The following is a 12,639-nucleotide window of genomic DNA, read 5'->3' as shown; positions in this document are numbered from 1 at the left end:
GTATACTTAAGATTCTCTATTCTACGATCCAGCTCTCGACATCCATTGCACCTGCATATTTCTCCAGGTATTTCTTTCCATACTCCAGAGCCTTTTCCAGATCCTGATTATCTGAAAAAGAATAAATCAGCGTCAGTACCTCTTTCACATTTTCTGTAATCATGGCGCGCTCAGAATCACTGGTAGAGCTTCCGATCGCCCCCTTTTCGTCAGCCAGTACGGGTAAATTCTCTATGTTTACATTTTCTTTGCCGATTCCCTTATACGTCTCGCCCTGCTTTCCCGTACGGAACACAAGCACATCCTCTATGTTTGCAGTGTCATAAGAACCAACAGAAAAACCTGATTCGATGGAAATCAGATTATTTACATCCACCACCGTATTCACCTCATAGAGTCCCTTTCCCTGACCAATTCTCCGAATCAGCGCCTCCGAAGAAACACGGTATCTACTCGGATCCTTGCCGAAAGCCTTATATGCCAGTCTGGACTCTCTGACATTCGGAATATCATTCACTCCATAATCAAAAATGGCATCTTTCGTCTTCTTAAAAATATCTTTTTTCAGATATGTCCACATATCCTCATTTTTCTTTTCTACATTTACTTTATATTGAAAACATCCCACTCTTGTACAGGGCCAGATTGCCTTCATTTCCTTATCGATCGTCAGCTGTTTCTTCATCTCTCGTCTCCTATCTCTGATTTCCCATACAGAATACTGCAACAACCCCCGGACCTGTGTGGCTTCCGATGACAGTTCCGATATTATTGATCAGGATATTCTCGATCCCCATCTTCTCCCGAACCAGAGATGCTACATACTGCGCATCTTCAATACAATCTCCGTGAGTAATCAAAATCAGATCATTCTCCCATCCCGCAGACTGTTCTACAGCCATATCCACAATCTTGTTCAGAGCTTTCTTTCTTCCTCTCTCTTTTCCAATCACCTGAAGCTTGCCTTCGTTATCCATATGAATCATAGGCTTAATCTTTACCATACCTCCAAGCACCGCTGTTGTCTTGGATATACGGCCTCCGCGATGCAGATGATCCAGATCATCAATAGTAACATTATGGCAGACATGAAGCTTATTTTCTTCCGCCCACTGTGCTGCCTCCTCAATCGTTTTTCCCTGTTCCCTCTGCTTCAGAACACCATGCAGAAGCAATCCTTCTCCCATGCAGGCACAGAGGGTGTCCACTACCAGAACCTTTGCCCCGGGATACTCTTCCTCCAGTTCCTCTGCGGCAATCCTCATACTGTTGCAGGTACCGCTGAGCCCGGATGAAAAAGCCAGATGCAGCACATCTTTTCCTTCTTTCACGTACTGTTCCAGCCTCTCCTTTGCTTCCTCCGGATTCACCTGTGAAGTCACTGACATCTTCCCCTCACGAAGCTTTACGAAAAATTCCTTTGCTGTAAGGCCATTCATATCCTCGTAAGTTTCTCCATCTATCGTATAATGCAGCGGGACAACCGGAACTCCCCTTTCCTCAAGCCATTCCTTTGGCATATCTACCGTACTGTTCACTGTAATCACAAAGTCTCTCATCTGTCTTACCTCCTTGTTTCACACATTTGAGTTCGCTTCGCCCTATATCATACCATCTTTTCCCATAGTACGCAAAATCTTTTTAAAAGTTATAATAAACAGTACTGCTGTAGTAATAACAGATATCACGTCCGCGATAGGCTCTGCCCGGTAGATTCCCATAACTCCCATCGTTCTGGGAAGGATTACTGCCAGCGGAATCAGGAGAATCACCTTACGGAGCAGTGCAATAAACAAAGAAACCTTTGCCTGCCCCAACGCCAGAAATGTAGACTGGCACGAACACTGGATTCCAAATATGGTAATGCCCAGGAAATACACCGGCATCACCTGACAGGTCAGCTCGATCAGTCTGGCATTATCCGTAAATATTCCTGCATAAACTTCGGGTGCTGCCACCGCAACACCGGCCAGCACAAAAGTCCCCAGAAAGCAAACCGTTAAAAGTCTTGTAAATGCAGATTTCACTCTGTCAGCATTCCCCGCTCCATAGTTATAGCTGATAATCGGCTGCACTCCCTGTGCAACCCCCTGAACCGGAACAATAATGAGCTGCATCACACTTGTCATAATCGTCATAGTACCCACATAAAGATCTCCTCCATAGTGTTGCAGTCCGGAATTCAAAGTGATACTGACCAGACTTTCCGTACTCTGCATGATAAATGGCGATACACCTAGAGCAGCTATTTTCCCTACCAGCTCTTTTTTTAATTTCATCTTACTAATACGAAGCTGGATCACGCTCCTACCGGAAATAAGGAAGCGCACCACCCACGCCGCACTGACCGCCTGTGAGATAACGGTAGCAAGAGCCGCTCCCCGCACTCCCATGTGAAGCAAAAATATAAATATTGGGTCAAGCACAATGTTAATGACCGCTCCGATCAGAACCGACAACATTGCCGTCTTTGCCTGTCCCTGTCCGCTGATAAAAGTATTCAGTCCGAGTGCAAACTGTACAAAGATTGTTCCTATAAGATAAATGGTAATATAATCTCTGGCATATCCTATAATATTATCACTGGCACCAAAAGCATACAGGATTGGTGTTTTGAAAAGCATAAAAAAAGTCGTAAGGATTACCGAGAAAATCACCAGAAGACCTGCTGAATTCCCCAAAATATCCTCTGCCCCGTCATAATCCTGCTTTCCAAGCAAAATAGAAGCAAGGGGTGCCCCTCCCATTCCTGCGAAAGCACTGAACGCCGAAATCAACATAATAATCGGGAACGTAACGCCCACACCCGTCAGCGCCATATCCCCGTATCCTGCAATATGCCCTATGTATACTCTGTCCACAATATTATAAAGCACATTGATCAGCTGGGCTGCCACCGCAGGCACTGCCATCTGCACCATCAGCCTTCCTATAGGCTCCGTTCCCAGTCTCTGATCCTGTTTTGTCTGCATAATACATCCTTCCTTCTTTTTCTCATATGATGAACATTATAGCAAACCTTTTCTATTGTGAACAGATTTCTTCTTATTATTTTATTTTTTATTAATTTAATTTTATATTTAGGTAATTTCTTCCAGACAGGGTCTTGTTAAAACAAATGAGACATACTACAATGATGCATCCTGCCAGGAATCCCATCCAGTTAAAGAGTGCTGTCAGTATCAGAAGCAAAAGGCGCATAAATTTGAGCGCATAACCAAGCTCAAAATTAGGCTGTGTATAATTTGCCACTGCCACAAATGCCATATAGACCATCACTTCTGTGTTGAACCAGCCGGATTGCACCGAAAATTCACCCATAACAATACCGGCTATTACACTGAGAGGAGTGCTGAGCATGCTGGGTGTATTCAGAGCAGCAAGTCTGAGTCCGTCTATCGCAACCTCCAGGATTAACAGCTGGAACACCAGCGGAATATTCACCGTATCCTTGATTGCAACGAAAGCAAATACCTCCGGTAGCCAGTTCAGATTCTGCATAAAAAGCAAAAACACAGGCGTCAGAAACACTGTCAGAAAAGTAATCAGCCCCCTGGACAGCTTCAGATAAATTCCAGTCATTGTAGGAAAATAGTAATCATTCGCCTCCTCGATCATATCCAGTATGGAGGTGGGAAGGATGAGAGCTGACGGGGAATTGTCTACCATAATTACAACCTTTCCCTCCAGGAGACACGCAGCAGCCGTATCCGGACGCTCCGTGAATTTGAACTTGGGAAGCGGATTGAACCATTTTCTCTTAAAAAGGCATTCTGCAAGACTCTGCTGATTCATGCGCAGATCATCAACCTGAATGCTCTGAAGTCTGTTTTTTACATTTTCAAGCAGTTCCTGATCCACCCGGTCTGACATATAGCACAGTGCCACATCCGTCCGGGAGCTTTCCCCGATATCCATCATCTCCATGGTCAGATGCGGGTCACGGATCCGCCTGCGCATCAAAGCCGTATTGAACACAATCGTCTCCACAAAGCCATCTCTGGAACCCCGCAGAGATTTATCCTTATCCGGCTCCTCCACACTTCTGGCCGGATAGGTTCGGCAGTCAATCGCAAGACAGGCCTCGTATCCGTCGATAAACAGGCAGGTAACTCCCGATAATATATTGCGGAACACCTGATCAAATTCGCTGATCGTATCTACCTCCACATAGGGAATGCATTCCCTGGAAAATCCGGTGGCACTATCCGGCATATCCTCTTCTTTCACTCCAAAAAAAGAATCCATAATCTTCAGCATTGACTCATCCTTCGTAAAACCGTCCACAAAGAAAAAAGAGGCTTCCCTTCCGCCAATCACCATATCTCTCTGAACCAGGTCAAAGCTTTTCTTTACAGGCAGCACCTGATTTACATAAGCTACATTTTCCTTTACAGACGTAGCCACTCTTTTTAAATCCGGCATCACACATCCTCCCTTATCGTAAATATTTTTTCATAAAAAAGAACATGCCCTCAGGCATGCTCTTTGCACATTCATTCGGGTATAGAAATAATCTTCCCCGTTTCTCTGTCATTTATTCTTATTTCGTCGTACTTCCGAATCCTCCGTTTCTGACTGAAGTAACGTCATCATCCACCGTAATTCCGTATTCCACGAAGATTCCCTGCATGAATCCGGTTCCTGCAGCAATGTCCACAATCTTCCCTTCATTCGTATCATTGGTAATTTTGGCAAAAATATGTCCTTCATTATCAGAATAGAAATAATCACTGTCTATGATTCCCACCGTATTATTTAACTGGAGACGGTACTTAAATCCAAGCCCGCTTCTGGGATAACACTTAAGCACCCACTCTTCCTGCATCTCGGCACGGATTCCCGTCGGAATCTTCATCGTCTCTCCCGGCCGGATGACCATATGCACCGGTGCATAAAAATCATATCCCGCAGAACCTGCCGTGGCTCTCTTTGGCAGTTTAATCTCCTTGTAAATATTGTTTATTTCCTCTTCCGTACACGCTCCGAATGTATCTTCCCAGTCCTCCCGGAACCGTTCAAAGCTCACTTTATAAAACTTCGCAATTCTCTTTGCCATCTGTATCCCTTTCTAATTACCACACTCAATACTGATCTCATTGAAGAGAGAAAGCACATGCTCTACAGAGAGATTTTTCTTCTCTTCGCCTTTTTTATCCAGGACTGCCTCACCCTGATGCATCATCAGAAGCCGGTCTCCGTACTGTACCGCATAGCGCAGATTATGGGTGACCATGATGGTCGTCAGATTCTTCTCCTTCACGACCTTATCCGTCAGCTCCATAATCAGATCCGCCGTCTTCGGATCCAAAGCGGCCGTGTGCTCATCCAGAATCAGGAATTCAATCGGTGTCATGGTGGACATCAAAAGTGCCATAGCCTGACGCTGACCACCTGAAAGAGCGCCAACCTTGATATCCAGCTTATCCTCCAGTCCCAGATTCAGCTGACTCAGAAGTTCCCGGTATTTTTCGATGCGGGCTTTCTGGGTTCCACGGCCAAATCCGTACATCTTTCCCTTATTGTCTGCCAGGGCCATATTTTCCAGGATCGTCATGGAAGGGCAGGTTCCCATGGCCGGGTTCTGATATACACGCCCAATCCTTACATTTCGCTTATATTCCTTTTCTCTGGTAATATCTGATCCGTTAATCAGGATCTGCCCCGCTTCCGTGGGGATACTGCCACAGATAATATTCAGAAGAGACGTCTTACCGGAACCATTACTGCCAACAACAGAAACGAACTCCCCTTTTTCCACCTTCAGATTAAAATCCTGAAACAGGCACATCTCATTTACCGTCCCCGGATTGTAATACTTATGAATTCCTTTCAGTTCCAGCATCCGTCTTCACCTTCTTTCTTCTGTCCATGCTGATAATCAGAATAATCAGGAACAAAACTGCTGTAATCAGCTTCATTGCCTGAGGCTCAAAGCTTCTGAGGGCAACTGCCACACACGCCTTGTAGATAATGGAACCGATCAGCACCGCCGTTGTCGCACGCAACACCGTTATATTCTTAAAAATACTGGTTCCGATAATTACACTTGCCAGACCGATTACGATGGCGCCGGTACCCATTGAAATCTCAAATACACGCTCTTCCTGGCAAAACACACTGCCCGCCAGTGACACCAGACCGTTTGCCAGTGCCAGCCCGACAATCTTGACATTCCCCTGATCCTTTGCAAGAGAAGTAACCAGTGTGGCATTGTCTCCGACTGCCCGGAGAAGGTAGCCTGATTTCGTCTGGAGATACCAGTCCAGCAACACCTTGGCAACCAATGTAAGAATCAGAATAATGATCAGTGTCATATAAGGCTTTAATCCTGACGGAACCAGCCCGTCCAGGCCTTCATTTTTAAAAATGGTTTTCTGTGAAAACAGAGGCACATTGGCCGTTCCTGCAATATAAAGATTGATGGTCCATAATGCAGTCATCATAATGATTCCGGAGAGCAGGTCTCTCACCTTACATTTTACATGAATCAGTCCCGTAATGATACCCGCTGCCGCTCCTGCAAGAAATGCCAGAATAAGCGCTGTATATGGGTTCATCCCCCTGGTCAGAAGGGCCGCTGTAATTGCGCCCCCGAGAGGGAAACTTCCATCTACCGTAAGATCCGGGAAATCCAGTATTTTATAAGTAATATATACGCCAAGTGCCAATATACCATATATCAGCCCCTGCTCCAGAATGGTAATTATAAAATCCATAAAAAAGTGCCTCCATCTATTCCCTCAGGGGAATTATTATTTATTCGGAAATAGCATCAAAGCTTTCCGCTGCGTCCTTTAAAAGTTCTTCCGGTACCTGAATACCAAGATTCTCTGCTACTTTGTTATTTACATAGAAACCAGGCTCTGTGATCGTCTCAAATGGAATCTCAGAAGCTTTCTTCTCGCCCTTTAATACCTGTGCTGCCATCTTTCCGGTCTGTTTTCCGAGAGAAATATAATCAATACCTTCAGCTGCCAGACATCCGATCTTCACCTGTTCAATCTCACTTCCGAACACCGGGATTTTCTTCTCATTTGCTTTTTCCAGAATGGTTGGCAGAGAAGAAACAACGGTATTATCGGTCAGATTGGTAATGCAGTCTACCTGACGGAGCAGTTCTTCTGCTGCCAGCGGGATATCTGCTGTAGTTGCAATTCCTTTTTCCACCAGTTCAAAATCGTATTTTCCTACCAGCTCTTTATATTCAGCAATTGCAGATACGGAATTAGCCTCACTCGTTGTATACAGGATACCAATCTTCTTTGCATCCGGAAGCATGGTACGGATCATCTTAAGCTGTTCTTCCACCGGTAGTTTATCAGAAGTTCCGGTTACCTCTCCTGCCGGATTGCCATCTGCATCTGCAAGCTCTGCAGCAATCGGATCTGTTACAGCGGTAAAGATAACCGGAATATCTACATCCATAGCTGCGTTATAAGCACTCTGGGCACTCGGTGTAGCGATCGCGCATACCAGATCAACTTTATCTGCTGCAAATCCACTGGAAATCTGTCCTGCAGTCGCCATATCTGCCATTGCATTCTTGTAATCAACCTCCAGATTCTCACCTTCTTTGATTCCTTCTTCTGCCAGACCTTCCAGGAATCCTTCCCGGCAGTTATCCAGAGAACCGTGCTCTGCAAACTGGGAAATACCTATAGTATAAGTCTTTCCTTCGCTGCTTTCTCCCTCAGAAGATGAGCTTCCTCCTGCACATCCGGTAACCATTGCTGTAACCATTGCCATTGTTAAAATAATTGCTGCTGCTTTGTTTTTCATAATTTTGTTCTCCTTTTCTTTTTACTGTTTTAAATTTCTGTTAGGAGAGAAAATAGTGGTAAATAATAAGAAGTTACAAATGGTATAAAAAACCGCCCCAAACCAAAAGGCTTGAGGCGGTAATAAATCTCTTATTATCGCGGTACCACTCAAATTGACATAGTGTCCACTTTTCTCATGTACTAACATACACTCCTGATTGATAACGGGTTCGGTTCCCGACTAACCATACTCTCCAAATGTCTTCAGGATTTCAGGCCGCCCTCGAAAGTCCATTCAGCTATCGGCTCCGTACGGCAATCTCACCATCTGCCGCTCTCTTTAACTTCACAATGATAACTTACTACTCTTTCTCATCGGTTTTTCTTTTATGGTATTCACTTTAATTCATTAAAGTTCATTTGTCAAGTCAAAATCAGAATAATTTTGAATTTCTACATTTCCTACCGAATTAATCCTTGATAACCGGGATTGGCGTGGTATCCACTGCATCCAGATCCTGCAGATATTTCTTCGTATCCTTAACCATCTGGTTGGACAGAAGCAATACGGCCACAAGGTTCGGGATTGCCATTAATGCGTTCAGAGTATCCGCGATCAGCCATACCAGATCCAGTGCGATAACAGGAGCGATTCCGGCTACGATTACATACAGTACACGGTATGGAACCAGAGCCTTGCTTCCTGCAAAATACTCTACGCAGCGCTCACCGTAGTATGCCCATCCAAGTACGGTTGAGTATGCGAAAGACATAATACCAAGTGTCAGAATAATCGGTCCGATTACCGGAATCTGGCTGAATGCTGCAGATGTAAGCTGTCCGCCGTTCTCAACAGTATCCATGTTGATGGTTGGGTTCTTCATGATAGTTGTTACCAGTACAAGACCTGTCATAAGACAAACAACTACCGTATCCCAGAATGTACCTGTGGAAGATACAAGTGCCTGACGAACCGGATTTCTGGTCTGAGCTGCTGCTGCTGCGATAGGAGCAGAACCAAGACCGGACTCATTGGAGAACAATCCTCTTGCAACACCAAAACGGATTGCCATCATGATACCTGTACCAACGAGACCACCTGCTGCTGCGCCCGGTGTAAACGCCAGTTTAATAATCGTTCCCAGTGCAGGAATGATAAAATCATAGTTCATACATAAAATTACGATACATCCAAGTACGTAGAAAATAGCCATGAAAGGAACCAGCTTCTCACATACTTTTGCGATGGACTTAATTCCACCGAAGATAACAACTGCGGTCAGAACTGCAACTACAATACCAACTGCGATTGGCGGAATATTAAAGTTTGTCTTGGCAACTTCTGCAATGGAGTTAACCTGAGTTGCACATCCGATACCGAAGGATGCAAAAGCTGCAAAGATTGCAAACAGCATACCCAGCCATTTCATATTAAGACCTCGCTCCAGCGCATACATTGCACCGCCCTGCATACGTCCGTCTGCCGTCTTAACTCTGTATTTTACTGCTATGTAAGACTCTGCATACTTTGTAGCGATACCGAACACACCAGTCAGCCAGCACCAGAGAACCGCACCAGGTCCACCAAGATAGATCGCGGTACCTACACCTACGATATTACCGGTACCGATGGTAGCCGCAAGTGCTGTTGTAAGAGCTCCAAAGTTGGATACCTCTCCTTCTGCATCCGGATCTCTGGTTACAGATAATTTAATACCTTTTGAAATGGTATACCTCTGAATAAATCCTGTACGAATTGTCAGGAAGATATGAGTACCGAACAACAGGATAATCATCGGCCAGCCCCATACTACACCATTAATCGCGTTTACTACTGAATTGATAGCATCTAACATACTATTCCCCCTTCTCTCTTTGATTTGAATCTCTCTCTTCTCTTTGCTTCTGTTATATGCGCTTCGTGTACAAAATAGTACAGATAACGCATTTTGGCATCTCATCTCACCTGATGCCTTCTTCCGTTTAACCTAATCACATTGTACACGAATTTCTAGTAAATAGCAACAATTGTTATATTATTGTCATTCAATTCTGAATCATTCATTATTCGTCAGAATTTTCACATTATAATAACAGATGCATAAATACGCAAAAAAACTCCAAGACGAATCCGTCATTGGAGTTTTACGTAAAATTATTTTAACATATGAGCATTTTAATTGCAAGTTTTTTTAATCAGCGGCAGCAACATGCCTCCCGCACTGTTTCCGACCGTCATAATCAGGAGATATCCCACTGCTTTTACAGACCATGCTCCTGCAAGGCTGAAATAAAACATATTGGCAATACAGTGCTCAAATCCACATAAAATAAATGTACTGACACACAGGAACAGAATCAGGGGATTTCCTTTTTCCTTAAATCCATCTACCGCCACATACATAAGAAGACCACAGAAACATGCCAGTAAAAAAATACTGAACGGTTGATCTGCAAGCTTTACCTTGCAGATATTCTGCGCCTGTTCGCTGATTCCATTGATTCTGGACATCCGTACAGCCAGCGCACCGAGTCCTGTTCCCACAAGATTTCCAAGCCAGGTAGCCGCCAGAAGTCCCGCGTAATCAACCTTATTCTCCGCAGCCGGAAGATATCCGATTTTACCAGTGTATAGAAACAGACCGTTCAGTACAATTGCATAGAGACCTACCGTAAAGAGCAGTGCACCGATTACTTTATTCTCTACCGACAGATAGACCGTTCCGCCGACTGCGATGGCGATACCCGCCCCCACAGCTAAAAGAAACATATTTCCATACTTTTTCATCATCTGCGCCCTCCTTAAAACGGTGTTCCTTCCAGATCATACGGTGTCACCTGATATACGTAATAATTCAACCAGTTGGTATAAAGATTATTGGCTGTTGCGCGCCAGGTAAGAAGCGGTTTGTTATTCGGATCGTCGTCTCTGTAATAGTTTTTTGGCATATCGATCGGAAGTCCTTTTCCAAGATCCCTCTTATATTCTCCATCCAATGTTACGCGGTCATATTCCGGATGACCCATTACGAATATCTGGCGTCCATCCTGAGCCATTGCAAGGAACAGTCCCGCCTCATCGGATTCTGCCAGAACCGTCAGCCTCTCATCTGCACGCACTTTATCCATAGGTGTTTCCGTATGGCGGGAATGAGGAGCGAGAAAGACATCATCAAACCCTCTCACCAACGGTATTTTTCGGTTAAGCACTCTGTGCCAGTACACTCCAAAAACCTTTTTATCCAGCTGCACCTTATCAATTCCATAGTGATAGTAAATACCTGCCTGAGCCCCCCAGCACAGATGAAGGGTGGATGTCACATTGGTCTTGCTCCACTCCATAATCTCTTTCAGCTCATCCCAGTAATCCACTTCTTCAAAAGGCATCTGCTCTACCGGAGCCCCCGTGATAATAAAACCGTCAAATTTCTGATTCTTTATCTCAGAAAACGGCAGATAAAACTTATTCAAATGGCTGGTAGAAGTATTTTTGGATACATGGCTTGATACATTTACAAACACCACATCCACCTGCAGTGGTGTGTTAGAGAGGGAACGGAGAATCTGTAACTCCGTGTCCTCCTTAAGCGGCATAAGATTCAAAAGTCCGATCTTAATCGGACGGATATCCTGATGGGTTGCACGATGTTCATCCATCACAAATATATTCTCCTGCTCCAGTATTTCTTTTACCGGCAAGTCATTCTGTACTCGAATCGGCATAATCTATTCCTCCTTTTTATCCTTTTCCTTCCGCTCATCATGCTGTTCAGAAAGAATGTAATTTCCCTGATCATCTACATAACTGTATTCATCATAATAATCCGACTCCTGCGGAAGGTTCTTCCGCTCCAGTTTATGATTAATAATCATCTGAATGATATAATATATAACTGCAAATGTAGGCACTCCCATAAGCATTCCCAGAAATCCGAACAGTCCGCCTCCCAACAAAATCGCAAAAATAACCCAAAACGCAGAGAGCCCCGTAGAATTTCCCAGGATCTTCGGTCCGATCAGATTTCCATCTACCTGCTGTAAGACCAGTATGAAAATGAGAAAATACAATCCCTGAAGCGGATTCGTCAAAAATATCAGTATCGCACTCGGAATGGCACCTATGTAAGGTCCGAAGAATGGAATGACATTGGTCACTCCTACTATTACACTAACCAGCAAAACATAAGGCATCTTCAGAAGAGACAAACCCACAAAACAGAGCACGCCTATAATTGCGGAATCTATCACTTTACCGATAATAAATCCGCCGAAAATCTCATTGCTTTTCTTCGTAAAATGCAGAACAAGGTTCGCATTATGAGGTGTCAGAAGCGCATAGACCATCTTCTTTGTCTGACGCATAAAGACTTCCTTACTGAACAACACATACACGGATACGATCAGACCAATGAGAAGGTTGAATAATTCACTGACAATATTAAACACACCCACCGTCAGGCTGGACATCAGCTCATTCGCCTTTTCCAGAAGATCGGTACGCAGCCATTTCTGAAACATGTCCATACCTTCCTGCATTGCAGTTTTCAAAAATGTTCCTGTCGTTGACTCATCATGAATCATAGTATTAATCTGAGCCATCAGATCATTCAACTGTCCGGGAAGTGTCACCACCAGGTCACGGATACTTTTATACAGTTCCGGAATCATCATATTACAGAGTCCCGTAATAACCATGATTAAAATAATCAGAGAGATAAAGACACCTGCCGTCCTGGAAAGAACATGGACACGGGTCTGATTTTTCATTCTCTTTTCCAGTCTCGGAATGAGTATCCTGTCCACCTTTTTTACAATTGGATTCAAAACATAGGCAATCACAAGCCCGTAAAGAATCGGCTTCAGTACTGTGATAATC

General features: G+C 44.2%; 12 protein-coding genes and 1 other annotated feature. All 12 genes read right to left on the bottom strand.

Annotated elements, in window-relative coordinates; all coding sequences use genetic code 11:
- Positions 1-16: 16 nt before the first annotated feature.
- The gene (locus ACQRCC_RS06170) at positions 17-685 is read right to left on the bottom strand and encodes a B3/B4 domain-containing protein (RefSeq protein ID WP_427849942.1); all 669 of its coding nucleotides are present in this window, start codon (positions 683-685) and stop codon (positions 17-19) included.
- 10 nt (positions 686-695) lie between these two features.
- Complete coding sequence (locus ACQRCC_RS06165; protein WP_427849941.1) at positions 696-1,559, bottom strand: DegV family protein; 864 nt, start codon at positions 1,557-1,559, stop codon at positions 696-698.
- A gap of 42 nt (positions 1,560-1,601) precedes the next feature.
- Complete coding sequence (locus ACQRCC_RS06160; RefSeq protein WP_427849940.1) at positions 1,602-2,972, bottom strand: MATE family efflux transporter; 1,371 nt, start codon at positions 2,970-2,972, stop codon at positions 1,602-1,604.
- 91 nt (positions 2,973-3,063) lie between these two features.
- Positions 3,064-4,425: a spore germination protein gene (locus ACQRCC_RS06155; RefSeq protein ID WP_427849939.1), complete on the bottom strand. Its 1,362-nt coding sequence runs from the start codon at positions 4,423-4,425 to the stop codon at positions 3,064-3,066.
- Positions 4,426-4,543: 118 nt separating this feature from the next.
- Complete coding sequence (locus ACQRCC_RS06150; protein WP_427849938.1) at positions 4,544-5,059, bottom strand: deoxyuridine 5'-triphosphate nucleotidohydrolase; 516 nt, start codon at positions 5,057-5,059, stop codon at positions 4,544-4,546.
- 12 nt (positions 5,060-5,071) lie between these two features.
- Entirely contained in the window at positions 5,072-5,845 is a 774-nt protein-coding gene (locus tag ACQRCC_RS06145; protein WP_427849937.1) for an ABC transporter ATP-binding protein, read from the bottom strand.
- A complete protein-coding gene (locus ACQRCC_RS06140) occupies positions 5,820-6,719 on the bottom strand; it encodes an ABC transporter permease (protein WP_427849936.1) in 900 nt (299 codons plus the stop codon). Before ACQRCC_RS06140 ends, ACQRCC_RS06145 begins: the two co-directional genes overlap by 26 nt.
- A gap of 40 nt (positions 6,720-6,759) precedes the next feature.
- Positions 6,760-7,782, bottom strand: coding sequence for an ABC transporter substrate-binding protein (locus ACQRCC_RS06135; RefSeq protein WP_427849935.1), 1,023 nt, complete (start codon positions 7,780-7,782; stop codon positions 6,760-6,762).
- A gap of 109 nt (positions 7,783-7,891) precedes the next feature.
- Positions 7,892-8,148 (bottom strand) — a binding site (T-box leader).
- An 85-nt stretch (positions 8,149-8,233) separates the two neighbouring features.
- A complete protein-coding gene (locus ACQRCC_RS06130; RefSeq protein WP_427849934.1) occupies positions 8,234-9,619 on the bottom strand; it encodes an alanine/glycine:cation symporter family protein in 1,386 nt (461 codons plus the stop codon).
- Between the two features lie 320 nt (positions 9,620-9,939).
- A complete protein-coding gene (locus ACQRCC_RS06125) occupies positions 9,940-10,554 on the bottom strand; it encodes a formate/nitrite transporter family protein (protein ID WP_427849933.1) in 615 nt (204 codons plus the stop codon).
- 11 nt (positions 10,555-10,565) lie between these two features.
- Entirely contained in the window at positions 10,566-11,486 is a 921-nt protein-coding gene (gene metA, locus ACQRCC_RS06120; RefSeq protein WP_427849932.1) for a homoserine O-acetyltransferase MetA, read from the bottom strand.
- A gap of 3 nt (positions 11,487-11,489) precedes the next feature.
- On the bottom strand, positions 11,490-12,639 hold a 1,150-nt coding region (locus ACQRCC_RS06115), incomplete at its 5' end, for an AI-2E family transporter (protein ID WP_427849931.1).

Source organism: Sporofaciens sp. SGI.106 (assembly GCF_050314255.1).
In the GTDB taxonomy this organism is placed as follows: domain Bacteria; phylum Bacillota; class Clostridia; order Lachnospirales; family Lachnospiraceae; genus Claveliimonas.
The sequence above is the reverse complement of the archived record's forward strand: the minus strand, read 5'-3'. Positions and strand labels throughout refer to the sequence as shown.

Bases quoted from the DNA above. Each gene is read 5' to 3' on its own strand.
- ACQRCC_RS06170 (WP_427849942.1), bottom strand. From the start codon at position 685: ATGAAGAAACAGCTGACGATCGATAAGGAAATGAAGGCAATCTGGCCC.
- ACQRCC_RS06165 (WP_427849941.1), bottom strand. From the start codon at position 1,559: ATGAGAGACTTTGTGATTACAGTGAACAGTACGGTAGATATGCCAAAG.
- ACQRCC_RS06160 (WP_427849940.1), bottom strand. From the start codon at position 2,972: ATGCAGACAAAACAGGATCAGAGACTGGGAACGGAGCCTATAGGAAGG.
- ACQRCC_RS06155 (WP_427849939.1), bottom strand. From the start codon at position 4,425: ATGCCGGATTTAAAAAGAGTGGCTACGTCTGTAAAGGAAAATGTAGCT.
- ACQRCC_RS06150 (WP_427849938.1), bottom strand. From the start codon at position 5,059: ATGGCAAAGAGAATTGCGAAGTTTTATAAAGTGAGCTTTGAACGGTTC.
- ACQRCC_RS06145 (WP_427849937.1), bottom strand. From the start codon at position 5,845: ATGCTGGAACTGAAAGGAATTCATAAGTATTACAATCCGGGGACGGTA.
- ACQRCC_RS06140 (WP_427849936.1), bottom strand. From the start codon at position 6,719: ATGGATTTTATAATTACCATTCTGGAGCAGGGGCTGATATATGGTATA.
- ACQRCC_RS06135 (WP_427849935.1), bottom strand. From the start codon at position 7,782: ATGAAAAACAAAGCAGCAGCAATTATTTTAACAATGGCAATGGTTACA.
- ACQRCC_RS06130 (WP_427849934.1), bottom strand. From the start codon at position 9,619: ATGTTAGATGCTATCAATTCAGTAGTAAACGCGATTAATGGTGTAGTA.
- ACQRCC_RS06125 (WP_427849933.1), bottom strand. From the start codon at position 10,554: ATGATGAAAAAGTATGGAAATATGTTTCTTTTAGCTGTGGGGGCGGGT.
- metA (WP_427849932.1), bottom strand. From the start codon at position 11,486: ATGCCGATTCGAGTACAGAATGACTTGCCGGTAAAAGAAATACTGGAG.